16 protein-coding genes and 1 tRNA gene are annotated in these 15,163 nt (G+C 57.9%); 12 read left to right on the top strand and 5 right to left on the bottom strand.

Annotated features, from left to right (window positions below):
• Positions 1-12: 12 nt before the first annotated feature.
• Positions 13-801, bottom strand: coding sequence for a hypothetical protein (locus QOL84_RS28555; RefSeq protein WP_283439385.1), 789 nt, complete (start codon positions 799-801; stop codon positions 13-15).
• 141 nt (positions 802-942) lie between these two features.
• A complete protein-coding gene (locus QOL84_RS28550) occupies positions 943-2,151 on the bottom strand; it encodes a hypothetical protein (protein ID WP_283439384.1) in 1,209 nt (402 codons plus the stop codon).
• 214 nt (positions 2,152-2,365) lie between these two features.
• Between QOL84_RS28550 and QOL84_RS28545 the strand changes: the two genes are divergently transcribed.
• On the top strand, positions 2,366-3,121 hold the full coding sequence (locus QOL84_RS28545) for a hypothetical protein (protein ID WP_283439383.1): 756 nt from the start codon (positions 2,366-2,368) through the stop codon (positions 3,119-3,121).
• A gap of 51 nt (positions 3,122-3,172) precedes the next feature.
• On the opposite strand, the gene QOL84_RS28540 is transcribed toward QOL84_RS28545, so the two are convergent.
• On the bottom strand, positions 3,173-3,502 hold the full coding sequence (locus QOL84_RS28540; RefSeq protein WP_283439382.1) for a hypothetical protein: 330 nt from the start codon (positions 3,500-3,502) through the stop codon (positions 3,173-3,175).
• A 137-nt stretch (positions 3,503-3,639) separates the two neighbouring features.
• Positions 3,640-3,724: transfer RNA gene (locus tag QOL84_RS28535), tRNA-Leu, on the bottom strand.
• A 107-nt stretch (positions 3,725-3,831) separates the two neighbouring features.
• On the opposite strand from QOL84_RS28535, the gene queA reads away from it, so the two are divergent.
• The 6 genes from queA to QOL84_RS28505 all read left to right on the top strand — a co-directional run bounded on the left by queA (position 3,832) and on the right by QOL84_RS28505 (position 9,935).
• A complete protein-coding gene (gene queA / locus QOL84_RS28530) occupies positions 3,832-4,896 on the top strand; it encodes a tRNA preQ1(34) S-adenosylmethionine ribosyltransferase-isomerase QueA (protein ID WP_283439381.1) in 1,065 nt (354 codons plus the stop codon).
• A gap of 14 nt (positions 4,897-4,910) precedes the next feature.
• Entirely contained in the window at positions 4,911-6,026 is a 1,116-nt protein-coding gene (gene tgt / locus QOL84_RS28525) for a tRNA guanosine(34) transglycosylase Tgt (RefSeq protein ID WP_164979451.1), read from the top strand.
• 43 nt (positions 6,027-6,069) lie between these two features.
• On the top strand, positions 6,070-6,408 hold the full coding sequence (gene yajC / locus QOL84_RS28520) for a preprotein translocase subunit YajC (protein ID WP_003227923.1): 339 nt from the start codon (positions 6,070-6,072) through the stop codon (positions 6,406-6,408).
• 64 nt (positions 6,409-6,472) lie between these two features.
• Entirely contained in the window at positions 6,473-8,341 is a 1,869-nt protein-coding gene (gene secD, locus QOL84_RS28515; protein ID WP_283439380.1) for a protein translocase subunit SecD, read from the top strand.
• A 9-nt stretch (positions 8,342-8,350) separates the two neighbouring features.
• Positions 8,351-9,265 carry a protein translocase subunit SecF gene (gene secF, locus QOL84_RS28510; protein ID WP_129395390.1) on the top strand — a complete coding sequence of 305 codons (915 nt, stop codon included), beginning with the start codon at positions 8,351-8,353 and terminating at the stop codon, positions 9,263-9,265.
• A 121-nt stretch (positions 9,266-9,386) separates the two neighbouring features.
• Positions 9,387-9,935: a glycine zipper 2TM domain-containing protein gene (locus QOL84_RS28505; RefSeq protein WP_064118923.1), complete on the top strand. Its 549-nt coding sequence runs from the start codon at positions 9,387-9,389 to the stop codon at positions 9,933-9,935.
• Between the two features lie 225 nt (positions 9,936-10,160).
• Here the strand turns inward: QOL84_RS28505 and suhB are convergent, their stop codons facing one another.
• Positions 10,161-10,979 (bottom strand): type III secretion system regulator SuhB, encoded by an 819-nt coding sequence (gene suhB, locus QOL84_RS28500; protein WP_008084666.1) that lies wholly within the window; start codon positions 10,977-10,979, stop codon positions 10,161-10,163.
• Between the two features lie 145 nt (positions 10,980-11,124).
• Between suhB and trmJ the strand changes: the two genes are divergently transcribed.
• The 5 genes from trmJ (at position 11,125) to iscU (ending at position 15,162) form a co-directional block, all read left to right on the top strand.
• Positions 11,125-11,895, top strand: coding sequence for a tRNA (cytosine(32)/uridine(32)-2'-O)-methyltransferase TrmJ (gene trmJ, locus QOL84_RS28495; protein ID WP_008084663.1), 771 nt, complete (start codon positions 11,125-11,127; stop codon positions 11,893-11,895).
• A gap of 3 nt (positions 11,896-11,898) precedes the next feature.
• Positions 11,899-12,675, top strand: a complete 777-nt coding sequence (gene cysE, locus QOL84_RS28490; RefSeq protein ID WP_129395389.1) for a serine O-acetyltransferase — start codon at positions 11,899-11,901, stop codon at positions 12,673-12,675.
• Between the two features lie 245 nt (positions 12,676-12,920).
• On the top strand, positions 12,921-13,412 hold the full coding sequence (gene iscR / locus QOL84_RS28485; RefSeq protein ID WP_003227911.1) for a Fe-S cluster assembly transcriptional regulator IscR: 492 nt from the start codon (positions 12,921-12,923) through the stop codon (positions 13,410-13,412).
• Positions 13,413-13,459: 47 nt separating this feature from the next.
• On the top strand, positions 13,460-14,674 hold the full coding sequence (locus QOL84_RS28480) for an IscS subfamily cysteine desulfurase (RefSeq protein WP_064118924.1): 1,215 nt from the start codon (positions 13,460-13,462) through the stop codon (positions 14,672-14,674).
• Between the two features lie 101 nt (positions 14,675-14,775).
• Positions 14,776-15,162, top strand: coding sequence for a Fe-S cluster assembly scaffold IscU (gene iscU, locus QOL84_RS28475; RefSeq protein WP_046820395.1), 387 nt, complete (start codon positions 14,776-14,778; stop codon positions 15,160-15,162).
• Position 15,163 lies beyond the last annotated feature (1 nt).

Below are 15,163 nucleotides of genomic sequence, written 5' to 3'. Positions count from 1 at the left end.
CTTAAACGAGACTTAAGAACCCGCTTTCTGCAGCTTCAGATCCAGCAAGCGCCAGTCGGCATATCCCGACTCGTTGATTGGCAGCTGCTGTATCGAGCAATCGAAACGGTAGAGAACATCGTCGCCGAGCATATTACGACCGGTGACGGTATTGGTGATGGTGTAGGTCTGCTCCTTGAACAATTTGCTGTTGGTTTTCGGTTGCTGGGTAATGGCCGCCGCTGCCGGAAAACGCATGGCGCGCTGGACGAACGGAACGCACATGACCGCTGCCATCACCGATTTATCGGCATTTGGGTCGGTGCCCATCATCTGGCGCAACGTCGTGAAGTTTTTGCCCAAACCGTCTTCGAGCTTCTTTTCCGACATCGAAGTCGCCATGCGCTGGCTGTAGAAAGGCATGAGCGCGGAGTCAGGCGGGGAAGGCTCGTTCTGTGGTTTGCTGGCAACGTAGGCCGGCAGGTTGCTGGACGACGCAGCAGGCGCAGGCGCAGGTGCAGGTGTTGGCACTGAAACAGGTGCAGGAGCAGGTGCTGCAACAGGAGCGGGCTCGGCTTCAGGCATCACCGCATTGGGCGAGGGGTTCTGCACCACGGTTTTTTCGGCCTGGTTTTTTTCCGGTTCGTCTGCCATCGGGTACAACGACAGCGTGATGGAAAGCATCACCAAGGCCACAATGACACCGCCCGCCGCGCCAACGATATTGCCGTAGAAAATATTCCAGTTACCGCGGTTTTTCACCACCCAGCGCCACATGAAACCCCAGACTGCGACAAAAGCCAGTAAGCGTAAAAACTCCATTCGATCCTTTCCTTAACCCTTCAAAAGCCTCAAGGCTGAGTCGCTTGAGCATGAATTCTGACGACGCTCGGCAAGATAGCAAAATACAAGCGTCGAGCCACGGGACAAAGCGATGCGCAGGCCTGCCTTGCCCCAAACTGCCTAGTTGCCGTTCTGTTCGAATCTCAAGTCCAGCAGCTTCCAGTCGTCATTGCCGTCGGTTTTGTCGGGTGATGCCTGTAACGTGCATTCAAAGCGGTAACCAACATAGTTGCCGGCGCTGTTCTTCACCTTCATAAAGTTAGCGCTGGTGTAGATTTGATCTTTGTAGCGTTGCGACGTGAGTGATTTGCTGTCAGCAAACAGTGCCGATTCGGGAATTTGCAGGGCGCTGTGCACAAAGGGCTGACACATTAAAAATGCGAGCAGGCGTTTGTTGGCGTCGGGTACTCCCGCGATGTTTTTACGCAATTGCACATGCGCCGCGCGCTGTTGAGTGTCCATTTTTTCAACGAACGCTGTTTCGGAGCGCGAACTGAGTATGGCGTCGCGATAATTGTTTAGCAGTCCAGAGTCGGCTGACGGCGTTGGGTTGTCGTGCTTTTTGGCGACATACACCGGCAAATCTTCATCCAGCGCACTACCTGAAGGCGGACGAAGACTTTGCTGACCGCGCATGTTCAATTCAAGCAACCGCCATTGATCGTCGTTCACCCCATTACCCGAGACGAATTGCACGGCGCAATCGAATCCGAGGTTAACCTGCGTACCTTGCATGTTTTGCCCGCTGATTCTATTCACGACGGAATAGGTCTGGGCCTTGAAGCTGTCATAGCGGTAGTACTCGAGATCGTCGAATATGGCGGACTCGGGAAAGCGCAGTGTGGTTTTCGCCACTGACCGGCATATCAGATTGGCCAGCGGCCCATTGTTACCCTTGGCCATGTCCGCACCGGATCGCAACTTTGCATATTCACTTTTCCAGCCAGACTCAAGCGTTGAAGCCAGCAAGGGAGTGGAAAGGCGCGGATAGCGTTCGCTATCGCTCGGCAGCAGGGGTGAGTCCGGCCCAGAGGAATGGCTTGCCGGTGCGTGTGCAACGAATCCCAGCAGTTCGCCGTTATTGGTGCTGTCGGTGTTTTTGGCTTCAGGTGCCTTGACGCTGCTGGCAGTGGGCGCGGATGCAGGCGCTGTTGGCTCTCCAGGAGTGAGCCCGCGCACGATCATATAGATCACGAAAGCGACGATAAAACCCGCCGCTATTCCGGCAATATGGCCGAACCATAATGGCCAACTCCCGCGGTTCTTTACGACCCAATACCACATGCCCGCCCAGACGACGAAAAACATCAATACCCACAGCGTGTCCATTCAATCCTTTCCTTAAACTTTCGATAACCGGCCAGCACTTTCGCGCCAGTTGCAAGAATGGTCGGCAAGATATCAAAACAGACTAAAAGTCGAGAGCGAAAAACAGAGCGACCGCATCGGCGATACAGCCACATAAACCGTCCAGCGCAGGTGGACGGCAAGATAGCAAAATAGTAGCGTCGCGCCACTGCCTCATCCACGTAACGGAATACACATGCCCGCTTTCGCTTCAGCCTCGCGCCTGCTCTGCGCAATCACCTTCGCCACCGTAATGACTCCGGCGCTTGCCGGCTGGGATGAAACCCCGGAGGTCGCCTGGAAAGGCTACCTCTCCGATTGTCAGAGTTTTCAGGACGTAGTGAACAAGGTTCAAAGCGCGACCATGACGACCAGACAAGCGATGAACCGCGTCGACAGCTTGAATCACACGCTTTACGTCCATCGCGATCACCTCGCCCAGGCAAGCCTTGCCTCTCCCGAATATGCCCGTTGCGAAAACGTCATCGCCCAGGCGTTCGAGATACGGAACAAGGAAGAGCCGGTCCTGGTCGCAGAGCTTCAGGAGCAATACTTCAAAGCTCAGGCCGAACACGAGAAGTCCCCGGAATACAAACGCGCCCGCGCTCTGGGCTTTAGCGACGTCGGCGGCATCGGCAAGCTCAAGGAACTCGCCGAGGAATCGGAAACGGATGGCGAAGCGTATCTGAAGACGTTGATGATTACGGTCGACTGGCAATGCGGCCGACATTTGCGCGCCGTGCAATACGTCAAACCCTATGTGGTCTACGTCGTCGGCCCCAATTCGGGCAGCTGCGCCGTCTATAAGGAAGTCGCGGTGCTGGGCGGAGCAATGGTAGAGAGGGGCGACCCCATCGACGAGGACTTGATATTCCAGTACGTGGGATGGAAGAAACTGAAGGGCGCGGGTGGGTTTCCGATCAACATTCGAGTGGTAAAAGTGCGCAAGTGATCTGCGGGTTTTTTCTTCAGCCTGAGTGTGGGCAAAAGATTGCGCGTCTGATTACAGAATGTCCTTCAAATAACCCTTGAGCGCGAGGAGCGGCTGATCGAGTTGCTCCAGCGACTGCGCCTGGCTGAAGTCGGCTGACAACTTGTGCAGTTCACGTCCGAGCGGTTTATCGATACCACCCAGTGCATCCAGCGCCAGATCCAGGCATTCATTCATCTTGAATTGAATGGTCTCGATATCACCACGTTTCACCAACAACTCGAAAATGTCTTTCTGGTAATCACCCATGACCATATCGTCCCGCAGGATCGGGCTCAGGCCTTCTTCCTCGTAAGCGAGCTTGAGGGAGAAAAGGGCGACTGTTTCCAGAGAGGTTTCCATGGTGTTGATCCTTGGGTTTTTCGTCGGACGAGAAGCTGAAGATCAAGAGATCGCAGCCTGCGGCAGCTCCTACATGGATAGGAGGCTTTATTGCAGGCGAAAAAAAAGGCCTTGCTAAGCAAGACCTTTCTTAATTTTGGTGCCCCGAGGGAGACTCGAACTCCCACTCCTTTCGAAAACGGATTTTGAATCCGCCGCGTCTACCAATTCCGCCATCAGGGCTCAATGGCGGCGAAGTATAGAGATGAGATTACCGTCGGTCAATCAGGTACATAGAGAATTTTCAATATTTCCGCTAGACTTTCCGGCCCTGCTAGACGAACCCCATCATGCGCGTTGCTGACTTTACTTTCGAGCTCCCTGATTCGCTGATCGCCCGCCACCCTTTGGCCGAGCGTCGCGGTAGTCGCCTGCTGACCCTTGACGGGCCGAGCGGCGCCCTTGCACACCGTCAATTCACTGATTTGCTTGAGCATTTGCGCCCGGGCGATTTGATGGTGTTCAACAATACCCGGGTGATTCCGGCGCGGCTGTTCGGGCAGAAAGCGTCCGGCGGCAAGCTGGAAATCCTCGTTGAGCGGGTGCTCGATACGCACCGCGTGCTGGCCCATGTGCGCTCCAGCAAGTCGCCGAAGCCGGGTTCGAAGATCCTTATCGACGGCGGTGGTGAGGCAGAAATGCTCGCCCGTCACGATGCGTTGTTCGAGTTGGGCTTCGCTGAAGAAGTGTTGCCGCTGCTCGATCGCGTCGGGCACATGCCGTTGCCTCCTTATATAGATCGCCCGGACGAAGGTTCGGATCGCGAGCGTTATCAAACCGTGTACGCCGAGCGCCTCGGTGCGGTGGCGGCGCCGACTGCAGGGCTGCATTTCGATCAGTCGCTGATGGAGGCGATTGCCGCCAAGGGCGTCGAGACCACGTTCGTTACGCTGCACGTGGGCGCCGGTACATTCCAGCCAGTGCGCGTCGAGAAGCTTGAAGATCACCACATGCACACCGAGTGGCTGGAAGTCGGCCAGGACGTGGTTGATGCGGTCGCCGCGTGCCGTGCGCGTAGTGGTCGGGTGATTGCGGTCGGCACCACCAGCGTGCGTTCGCTGGAGAGTGCCGCGCGTGATGGTGTGCTCAAGCCGTTCAGTGGCGACACCGATATCTTTATCTTCCCGGGCCGACCGTTCCATGTGGTCGACGCCCTGGTGACCAATTTCCATCTGCCGGAATCCACGCTGCTGATGCTGGTTTCGGCATTTGCCGGTTATCCCGAGACCATGGCTGCCTACAAGGCTGCCGTCGACAACGGTTACCGCTTTTTCAGCTACGGTGATGCGATGTTCATCACCCGCAATCCCGCACCTACTGCCCCTAAAGAAACCGGCCCAGAGGAAACAGAATGAGTCGCGAATGTCGCATGTCCTTTGAGCTCCTTGCCACCGATGGCAAGGCCCGTCGTGGTCGTCTGACCTTCCCGCGCGGCACCGTCGAGACCCCGGCTTTCATGCCGGTCGGCACGTACGGCACGGTCAAGGGCATGTTGCCGCGAGACATCGTCGCCACTGGCGCAGAAATGATTCTGGGCAACACCTTCCACCTGTGGCTGCGTCCCGGCACCCAAGTGATCAAGGAACACGGTGACCTGCACGATTTCATGCAGTGGAAAGGCCCGATCCTCACCGACTCCGGTGGCTTCCAGGTATTCAGCCTGGGCGCGATGCGCAAGATCAAGGAGGAGGGCGTGACCTTCGCCTCTCCGGTCGACGGCGCCAAAGTGTTCATGGGCCCGGAAGAGTCGATGCAGGTTCAGCGCGATCTCGGCTCGGACGTTGTGATGATCTTCGACGAATGCACGCCGTACCCGGCTGACGAAGACGTCGCGCGCGTATCGATGGAGTTGTCGCTGCGTTGGGCTCAGCGCTCGAAAAACGCCCACGGTGAAAACACCGCAGCGTTGTTCGGCATCGTGCAGGGCGGCATGCACCAGGATCTGCGCAAGCGCTCGCTCGAAGGCCTCGACAAGATCGGCTTCGATGGCCTGGCCATCGGCGGTCTGTCGGTAGGCGAGCCGAAGCACGAGATGATCAAAGTTCTGGATTATCTGCCGGGCATGATGCCGGCTGACAAACCTCGTTACCTTATGGGCGTTGGCAAACCGGAAGATCTGGTTGAGGGTGTGCGCCGCGGTGTGGACATGTTCGATTGCGTGATGCCAACCCGTAATGCCCGCAATGGGCATCTGTTCATTGATACAGGCGTGCTGAAGATCCGTAACGCGTTTCATCGCCATGATGAATCGCCGCTGGATCCGACCTGCGATTGCTATACCTGCCAGAACTTCTCTCGCGCTTATCTGCATCACCTGGACAAGTGCGGCGAAATGCTGGGAAGCATGCTCAATACCATCCATAACTTGCGCCATTATCAGGTGCTGATGGCTGGTTTGCGCGAGGCTATTCAACAGGGTACATTGGCCGCCTTTGTCGATGCCTTCTACGCCAAACGCGGGCTCCCCGTTCCGCCTTTGGACTGAGTTTTCTGACCCCAAGATTCAACATTTGCAACTGGAGTGCTAAATGAGCTTTTTTATCTCTAACGCCATGGCTGACGCGGCTGCACCGGCTGCTGCCGGCCCAATGGGCGGCGGCTTCGAGTGGATTTTCCTGGTCGGCTTCCTGGTCATCTTCTACCTGATGATCTGGCGTCCACAGGCCAAGCGCGCCAAAGAGCAGAAGAACCTGCTGAGCAGCCTTGCGAAGGGCGACGAAGTTGTGACCACTGGCGGCATCGCCGGCAAGATCACCAAAGTTGCCGATGACTTCGTGGTTCTGGAAGTTTCCGACACCGTGGAAATGAAGTTCCAGAAAGGCGCCATCGCCGCCACGCTGCCAAAAGGCACGCTGAAAGCGATCTAAGGGCAACAACTTCTACTCAATCGACGGGGCGCGCAAGGCGCCCCGCGTCATAACGGGCGGCGTGATGCTGAACAAATATCCTCTGTGGAAATACATTCTGATCCTGGCGGTGCTGGCGATCGGTCTGATTTATTCCGCTCCGAATCTATACCCCGATGACCCGGCCATTCAGATCAGCGGCGCCAGCACGGCCCTGCAGGTCAATCAAGCCGATCTGGACCGCGTAAGCACCGCGCTTCACGAGTCCGGCATCAACGTCAAGGCAGCTACGCTGGCGGCAAACGGCAAGGGCGGTCTGATCCGTCTGAGCAAGGCTGAAGATCAGTTGCCGGCCAAAGACGTTGTACGCAAGGCCTTGGGTGATGACTACGTCGTCGCGCTGAACCTCGCACAGACCACCCCGCAATGGCTGCGCAACCTCGGCGCGCACCCGATGAAGCTGGGTCTGGACTTGTCCGGTGGTGTGCACTTCCTGCTGGAAGTGGACATGGACAAAGCCCTCGATGCACGCCTGAAAGTCTACGAAGGCGACGTCAAGAGCCTGCTGCGCAAAGAGAAACTGCGTTATCGCAGCCTGCCGCAACTGGGCGGTGCCATTCAGTTGGGCTTCAGCGATGAAGACTCCCGCGAACAGGCCCGTGCACTGATCCGCAAGAACTTCAACGATTTCGACATTGTTCCGGCCGACCTCAACGGTCAACCGGTGCTGCGTCTGGCGATGACCCCGGCCAAGCTGGCGGAAATCCGTGAATACTCCATCAAGCAGAACTTGACCACGGTACGTAACCGCGTCAACGAGCTGGGTGTTGCCGAACCGATCGTTCAGCGTCAAGGCGCCAACCGCATCGTGGTTGAACTGCCAGGCGTGCAGGACACTGCCGAAGCCAAGCGTATCCTCGGCAAGACGGCCAACCTTGAGTTCCGTCTGGCTGCAGAGCCTGGCGCTTCTAAAGCTACCTCCGAAACTTTCGAGTTCCGTGAAGGCAAGCGTCCGCCGGCACAGATCGAGCGTGGTCTGATCATCACTGGTGACCAAGTCACTGACGCCAAGGCTGGTTTCGGCGAACACGGCACGCCTGAAGTGAACATCCGTCTGGATGGTCACGGTGGTGAGCTGATGAGCCGCGCAACCCGTTCGAACGTCGGTCGCAGCATGGCGGTGATCTTCATCGAACAGCGTCCGGTCACCACTTACGTCAAGCAAGTGGTCGACGGTGTCGAGAAAGACGTCGCGGTGCAAACGTTCAAGGAAGAGAAAAAGATCATCAGTCTGGCGACTATCCAGTCGCCACTGGGTGCTCAGTTCCGCATCACTGGCCTGAACGGTCAGGGCGAGTCCTCCGAGCTGGCGCTGTTGCTGCGTGCCGGTGGTCTGGCGGCGCCGATGTACTTCGCTGAAGAGCGCACAATCGGCCCGAGCCTAGGTGCTGACAACATCACCAAAGGTATCGATGCGTCGCTGTGGGGCATGCTGTTCGTGTCGCTGTTCATCATCGCCATCTACCGCTTCTTCGGCATCATTGCCACTGTCGCTCTGGCAGTGAACATGGTGCTGCTGCTGGCCTTGATGTCACTGCTGGGTGCAACGCTGACCCTGCCGGGTATCGCCGGTATCGTGCTGACCATGGGTATGGCGGTCGACGCCAACGTGCTGATCTTCTCGCGGATTCGTGAAGAGATCGCCGCCGGCATGACCGTGCAGCGTGCAATCAACGAAGGCTTCGGCCGGGCATTCACCGCGATTCTCGACGCCAACCTGACTACCTTGCTGGTTGGCGGGATTCTCTTTGCCATGGGCACCGGCCCGGTCAAAGGTTTCGCAGTGACCATGTCCCTCGGGATCTTTACCTCGATGTTCACGGCCATCATGGTGACCCGCGCAATGGTCAACCTGATCTTTGGCGGACGTGACTTCAAGAAGTTGTGGATTTAAGGGGCTGCCATGTTACGTACAATCAACTTCATGGGCGTTCGCAACTTCGCGTTCGGCGTCACAGTGTTTCTTACGGTACTGGCTGTTTTCAGTGTCTTCCACAAGGGCATGAACTGGGGTCTGGACTTCACCGGCGGTACGCTCATTGAGCTGACCTACGAGCGTCCGGCCGATGTCACCAAGGTTCGTGAAGAGCTGGTGACTTCGGGTTACCACGAAGCCATCGTGCAGAGCTTCGGTGCAACCACCGATTTGCTGGTGCGCATGCCGGGTGAAGACCCGCAACTGGGTCATCAGGTCGCGGAAGCGCTGCAGAAACTCGGCGGTGACAACCCGGCGACGGTCAAGCGTGTCGAGTTCGTCGGCCCGCAGGTCGGTGAAGAGCTGCGCGACCAGGGCGGCCTCGGCATGCTGCTGGCGCTCGGCGGCATCCTGATCTACCTGGCTTTCCGCTTTCAGTGGAAGTTCGCGGTCGGCGCCATCGTTTCGCTGATCCACGACGTGATCGTGACCATCGGTATCCTGTCGTTCTTCCAGATCACTTTCGACCTGACAGTGCTGGCGGCGGTATTGGCGATCATCGGCTACTCGCTGAACGACACCATCGTCGTATTCGACCGGGTGCGTGAGAACTTCCGTGTGCTGCGCAAGGCAACGCTGATCGAGAACATCAACATCTCGACCACTCAGACCCTGCTGCGGACCATGGCGACTTCGATCTCCACCCTGTTGGCAATCTCGGCACTGCTGTTTTTCGGTGGCGACAACCTGTTCGGTTTCTCCATCGCCCTGTTCATCGGTGTGCTGGCGGGTACTTACTCGTCGATCTACATCGCGAACGTGGTGCTGATCTGGCTGAACCTGAGCACCGAGGATCTGATTCCTCCGGCGAACACCGAGAAGGAAGTCGACGACCGTCCATAACGGCCATCGTTTTTCCGGCTGTCAGCCCAACAAAGGCGCGAGTTGAACTCGCGCCTTTTTTTATGCTCCAAGGCTGGGAGAAGCGCGGGCATGTCCCGCATGTGATGGTCAGGAGGTTCATGTGAACAAGTCGTTGCTGGTTGGTGCGGTATTGGGTGCTGTCGGTGTGACTGCCGGGGGTGCTGTTGCCACCTACAGCCTGGTTAAAAGCGGCCCTGAGTATGCGCAAGTGTTGGCCGTCGAACCGGTTAAAACACAGATCAAGACTCCACGTGAAGTGTGCAAGGATGTAGCCGTGACCCGCCAGGCGCCGGTCAAGGATCAGCATCAGATTCTCGGCACTGCAATCGGTGCGGTAGCGGGCGGTTTGCTGGGTAACCAGATCGGCGGCGGCACCGGCAAGAAGATTGCCACGGTGGCTGGTGCGGTCGGTGGCGGTTATGCCGGTAACAAGGTGCAGGAAGGTATGCAGAACCGCGACACCTACACCACGACCCAGACTCGCTGTAACACCGTGAATGACATCAGCGACAAGGTCGTCGGTTACGATGTGCGTTACTCGCTCGATGGCAAGGAAGGTAAAGTGCGTATGGATCGTGATCCGGGCAACCAGATTCCGGTCGACAAGGAAGGCAAGCTGATCCTGTCGCAGAATGAGCCAGGTCAATAAAAGACCGACCGTTTAGAAAGAAGCACCCTGCGGGGTGCTTTTTTTGTGCTTACAAAAGCCCGATTCCTGTGTAGGAGCTGCCGAAGGCTGCGATCTTTTGATGTTGGTTTTTAAAAAAACAAAGATCAAAAGATCGCAGCCTTCGACAGCTCCTACTGGGTGTGATGGAGGATTCCAGGCAATAAAAAAGCGCCCCGAAGGGCGCTTTTTTGTTTCGCGTAACGCTTAGCGCTTCAGCGAAGCCGGCAGGTGCGGCTGGATCGCCGTCAGCACTGCCTTGAAGCATTTGGTGTTGCCGGCAACGATGTGGCCTTTTTCAAGGAAATCGTGACCGCCGGTGAAATCGCTCACCAGGCCGCCAGCTTCTTGAATCAGCAGGGCGCCTGCAGCCATGTCCCACTCGGACAGGCCCGACTCCCAGAATGCATCGAAACGACCGGCAGCTACGTAAGCCAGGTCCAGGCTCGCCGAGCCAGCGCGACGGATGCCGGCAGTCTGGCCAACCAGGGCGCGGAACATGCCCAGGTAGTTTTCCAGGTTGTCCATCTGGTCGTCACGGAACGGGAAGCCGGTACCCAGCAGGGCGCCGTCGAGGCTGGTGCGACCGCTGACGCGCAGGCGGCGACCGTTCAGTTGAGCGCCGCGACCACGGCTGGCGGTGAATTCTTCCTGGCGAACCGGGTCCAGAACCACTGCGTGTTCCAGGCGACCGCGGTATTTGCAGGCGATGCTGACAGCGAAGTGAGGAATGCCGCGCAGGAAGTTGGTGGTGCCGTCCAGCGGATCGATGATCCACAGGTACTCTTCGCCTTCGATGCCGGTACCGGCGTGCATGCCGGTCTCTTCGCCGCGGATCGAGTGGTTCGGGTAAGCCTTGCGCAGCGCGTCGATGATTTTCTGTTCAGCGGCGCGATCGACCTCGGATACATAATCCTTGGCGTCTTTTTCGTCGACCTTGATGGTATCCAGGCGCTCGATGGAGCGGAAGATCAGTTCACTGGCGCTGCGGGCGGCGCGCAGCGCGATATTCAGCATGGGCTGCATGGATGTGTCACCTAAGGTTGTTAAAGAAAGCCGCGCATTCTATCAGAACTTTTCTTCAGGTGAAGGACGCTGTTCGCTTTCATAGCTTAACGGTAGGCTGTTCTGTAAGATTTGCACCCCTTTCCTGTGTCCGAGAGCGCCTCCCTTGCTGCAGAACATTCGTGTCGTCCTGGTCAATACCAGCCACCCCGGCAATATCGGCGGGGCCGCGCGCGCCATGAAAAACATGGGTCTGTCGCGACTGGTGCTGGTCGAACCGCGCCTGTTTCCGCATCACGAGGCCGATGCTCGCGCCTCCGGTGCCGGTGACATCCTTGAAAACGCACAAGTCGTCGCCACCCTGGAAGACGCCTTGGTTGGCTGCAATCTGGTGCTCGGCACCAGTGCCCGTGATCGCCGCATTCCGTGGCCACTGCTGGATCCGCGCGAGTGCGGCACCAAAGTGGTCGAGGAGGCCGGGCAGGGCGCCGAAATTGCTTTGGTGTTCGGTCGTGAAGATTCCGGCCTGACCAATGACGAGCTGCAGCGATGTCACTTTCACGTGCACATCCCCTCCGACCCTGAGTTCAGTTCGCTGAACCTCGGCGCGGCGGTGCAGGTGTTGAGCTACGAAGTGCGCATGGCCTGGCTGGCCGCACAAGGTCAGCCGAGCAAGATCGAGAAAGAAGAAGTGGCTTCGGTGAAAAGCGCCGAGCTGGCGACCATGGATGAGCTGGAGCGCTTTTACGAGCATCTGGAGCAGACGCTGGTCGCCATCGAATTCCTCGATCCGGAAAAGCCACGGCACTTGATGGCGCGCCTGCGCCGGTTGTACGGACGCAGCTCGGTCAGCCGGGCGGAAATGAATATTTTGCGTGGCATCCTCACGGAAACCCAAAAAGCGGCCCGTGGTGAGCTTCTTAAGCGGAAGGACTAAATGATGTTTGAGCGTTTGCGTGAAGATATCCAGAGCGTTTTTCATCGAGACCCGGCGGCGCGTAACGCTTTTGAAGTCCTGACCTGCTACCCCGGCATGCATGCGATCTGGATTCATCGATTGGCCGGCATGCTGTGGCGCAACGAGTTGAAATGGCTGGCGCGGCTGGTGTCGAACTTCGGTCGCTGGTTGACCGGCATCGAGATTCATCCGGGCGCCAAAGTCGGTCGTCGTTTCTTTATCGACCACGGCATGGGCATCGTCATCGGTGAAACCGCCGAGATTGGCGATGACGTGACCATTTACCAGGGCGTGACCCTCGGTGGCACCAGCTGGAACAAAGGCAAGCGCCACCCGACGCTGGGTGATGGTGTGGTCGTGGGTGCGGGCGCCAAAGTACTCGGCCCGTTCACCGTGGGCGCGGGTGCCAAGGTCGGCTCCAACGCTGTTGTGACCAAAGAAGTACCGCCGGGCGCCACCGTTGTGGGCATTCCCGGGCGGATCATCGTCAAATCCGACGAAGAGCAGGAAACCAAGCGCAAGGCCATGGCCGAGAAGATCGGTTTTGATGCCTACGGGGTCAGCGAAGACATGCCCGACCCGGTGGCGCGCGCCATCGGTCAGTTGCTCGATCACCTGCAAGCGGTGGACGGGCGTCTGGAAGGCATGTGTGGCGCGCTGAAGGATCTGGGCAGCAATTACTGTGCGAAAGATCTGCCTGAGCTGCGTGAAGAAGACTTCGCCTGCGTCAAAGGCAAAGACGAATCCAAGGCCAGCTAGCGCCCCTGTAGGAGCTGCCGAAGGCTGCGATCTGTTGATCTGGTAAAGAGCAAAATCAAAAGATCGCAGCCTGCGGCAGCTCCTGCAGTGGCATCCGTCAGCGGGTGTGCCATTAGGCCGCAGAGCCTGCTATCATTCGCGCGCTCTTTTGCGGGTAATCCTGACTAAAGTACTAGGTCTTAAAGTTGACTTAAATACTCGGGAATTGCATACTCGCCCCATTCTGAACTCCGTGGTAACTGTCCATGCGACTGACTACAAAAGGCCGATACGCCGTGACCGCCATGCTTGACCTGGCGTTGCACGCGCAGCACGGGCCCGTGTCCCTGGCCGATATCTCCGAGCGCCAAGGCATCTCCCTGTCCTACCTCGAACAGCTGTTCGCCAAGCTGCGCCGCAGCAACCTGGTTTCCAGCGTTCGCGGTCCGGGTGGTGGCTATCAGTTGTCCCGCGACATGCAGGGCATCCAGGTCGCCCAGGTGATCGATGCGGTAAACGAATCGGTCGATGCGACCAAATGCCAGGGCCAGGGCGATTGCCATTCCGGCGACACGTGCCTGACCCATCATCTGTGGTGCGATTTGAGCCTGCAGATTCACGAATTTCTAAGTGGTATCAGCTTGGCTGATCTTGTAACTCGCCGTGAGGTGCAAGAAGTAGCCCAGCGTCAGGACCAGCGCCGTTGCAACAGCAAGGCGCCACGCCTGGACAAGATTGAAGCGTCCGCCGTCGAATGACAGCCAAAGAGCTAGCGGCACGCCAGCCCTGATTTAGGAGATAGTCCATGAAATTGCCGATTTACCTTGATTACTCTGCGACCACCCCGGTCGATCCGCGCGTTGCGCAAAAAATGAGTGAATGCCTGCTGGTTGACGGAAACTTCGGTAACCCGGCGTCCCGTTCCCACGTATTCGGCTGGAAGGCTGAAGAGTCCGTCGAAAACGCCCGTCGTCAGGTGGCCGATCTGGTCAACGCCGATCCGCGCGAAATCGTCTGGACCTCCGGTGCTACCGAATCCGACAACCTGGCAATCAAGGGCGCGGCGCATTTCTACGGCTCCAAGGGCAAGCACCTGATCACCTCCAAGATTGAGCACAAGGCTGTCCTCGACACCATGCGCCAACTGGAGCGTGAAGGTTTCGAAGTGACTTACCTCGAGCCAACTGAAGACGGCCTGATCACTCCGGCGATGATTGAAGCGGCACTGCGCGAAGACACCATTCTGGTCTCCGTGATGCACGTGAACAACGAAATCGGCACCGTCAACGACATCGCCGCGATCGGCGAGATGCTCCGCGCCAAGGGCATTCTGTTCCACGTCGACGCTGCTCAGTCCACTGGCAAGGTCGACATCGACCTGCAGAAACTGAAAGTCGACATGATGTCGTTCTCCGCCCACAAAACCTACGGCCCTAAAGGCATCGGCGCGCTGTACGTCAGCCGCAAGCCGCGTGTGCGCATCGAAGCGACCATGCACGGCGGCGGTCACGAGCGTGGCATGCGTTCCGGCACCCTGGCGACCCACCAGATCGTCGGCATGGGCGAAGCGTTCCGCGTCGCCAAAGAAGACATGGCGGCCGAAAACGTTCGTATCAAAGCGTTGAGCGACCGCTTCTACAAGCAGGTCGAGCATCTGGAAGAGCTGTACGTCAACGGCAGCCTGACCGCCCGCGTTCCGCACAACCTGAACCTGAGCTTCAACTACGTTGAAGGCGAGTCGCTGATCATGGCGCTCAAGGATCTGGCGGTATCGTCCGGTTCGGCTTGCACATCGGCGTCGCTGGAGCCTTCGTACGTACTGCGCGCCCTGGGCCGCAACGACGAACTGGCACACAGCTCGATCCGCTTCACCTTCGGCCGTTTCACCACCGAAGAAGAAATCGACTACGCCGCGCAGAAAGTCTGCGAGGCCGTTACCAAGCTGCGCGCTCTGTCGCCGCTGTGGGACATGTACAAAGACGGCGTCGATATCTCGAAAATCGAGTGGGCGGCACACTAAATATAGAAGCCGCCGGATACAGATCCTGTAGCGACGCGGCGATTTACGCAGCGCAGTTGCAGGGTCTGAAGAGCGGCCCTGATGAGTGAGGATTGAGAATCATGGCTTACAGCGAAAAGGTCATCGACCACTACGAAAACCCGCGCAACGTCGGCAAGATGAACGCGGAAGATCCTGATGTCGGCACCGGCATGGTCGGCGCTCCGGCGTGCGGCGACGTGATGCGCCTGCAGATCAAGGTCAACGAAGCTGGCATCATTGAAGATGCCAAGTTCAAGACCTACGGCTGCGGTTCGGCTATCGCTTCCAGCTCCCTCGCCACCGAGTGGATGAAGGGCAAGACCCTGGACGAAGCAGAAACCATCAAGAACACTCAGCTGGCCGAAGAACTGGCCCTGCCGCCAGTGAAAATTCACTGCTCCGTACTCGCAGAAGACGCTATCAAAGCGGCAGTTCGCGATTACAAGCAGAAGAAAGGCTTGATCTGAC

Origin of the sequence: Pseudomonas helmanticensis (genome assembly GCF_900182985.1) — a bacterium.
Lineage (GTDB): Bacteria > Pseudomonadota > Gammaproteobacteria > Pseudomonadales > Pseudomonadaceae > Aquipseudomonas > Aquipseudomonas helmanticensis.
The sequence above is the reverse complement of the archived record's forward strand: the minus strand, read 5'-3'. Positions and strand labels throughout refer to the sequence as shown.